This is a genomic window from Streptomyces sp. NPDC056361 (assembly GCF_042262805.1).
Lineage (GTDB): Bacteria > Actinomycetota > Actinomycetes > Streptomycetales > Streptomycetaceae > Streptomyces.
The window spans coordinates 1-1,164 of record NZ_JBHJQI010000322.1; the positions used below are offsets into that span (position 1 = coordinate 1).

The 1,164-nt window shown below is 66.4% G+C and carries 1 protein-coding gene; it reads left to right on the top strand.

The window, feature by feature from the left end; translation table 11 throughout:
- On the top strand, positions 1–1,128 hold a 1,128-nt coding region (locus tag ACFCY7_RS40505; RefSeq protein WP_376491088.1), incomplete at its 5' end, for a right-handed parallel beta-helix repeat-containing protein.
- Between the last annotated feature and the right edge of the window lie 36 nt (positions 1,129–1,164).

A 1,164-nucleotide genomic window follows, 5' to 3' on the forward strand; every position in this document is an offset into this window, starting at 1 on the left:
GCCGACCTCCCCGACGGCGTCGGCACCCACTACCTCGTCGACGACATCTACGTCCACGACGTCTACGGCGACAACACCAAGTGGTCCAACGGCATACAGTTCCGCGTCTCCGGAACCACCACCCCCACCCACTTCGACGACCTCGTCGTCCAAAACTCCCGCATCACCAACGTCGACCGCGAAGGCCTCACCAACCGCACCACCTGGATGTGCCGACCGATCTACGGCAGCACGGACGGCTGCGGCGGCCTCAACAACTGGCGCCCGAACACGCGCATCGTCTTCCGGGGTAACACCATCAGCAACACGGGTGGTGACGGCATCGTCCTGCGCGCCGCCGACCGCGGCCTGGTCGAGCGCAACCACGTCTACGACATCGCCATGCGACCGATGGGTTCCAACGTCGGCATCTGGACGATCAACTCCGACGACAGCCTGATCCAGTACAACGACGTGCACGACGTGCGGAAGCTGCCGGACAACGGCGACGGCCAGGCGTTCGACTCGGACTACGGCAACAACCGCGCCGTCTTCCAGTACAACTACAGCCACGACAACGAGGGCGGCTTCATGCTCTTCTGCGGCGGCTGCGGTTCCGGGTCGACGACCAATGACACCGTCGTCCGCTACAACCTGAGCCGCAACGACAGCGGCCGGATCTTCGACGTCACCCGGGAGAACAACGCCCAGGTGTACAACAACACGGTCTACCTGCCCGAAGGCTCCACCGCCGCGGTGGTCTACCAGCGTTCCGTCACCAACAACATGGTGCTGAGGAACAACGTGTTCTACAACCTCGGCACCGGCGGCTACACCGGCCCGAAGTACACGCCGGAGAACTTCACCTGGACGGGCAACACCTTCTACGGCAACCACCCCACCAACGAGCCGGCCGACACCGAGAAGTCCACGAAGAACCCCCGACTCCTCAACCCCGGCGGCCTGAACCCCGTCGACTACCGGCTGCACCCCGGCTCCCCCGCCCGCCGCGCCGGCACGCCGATCACCGACAACGGCGGCCGTGACTACTTCGGCGCCCCGGTCCCGGACGGCTGCCGTCCGGACCGCGGCTTCCACCAGCTGAGCCACCCGCGGCCCTGCCTCACGGCCTCTTCCAGCCAGGACTGACCTCCGAAGGCGCCCGGTGCGACAGCCGTCGCACCG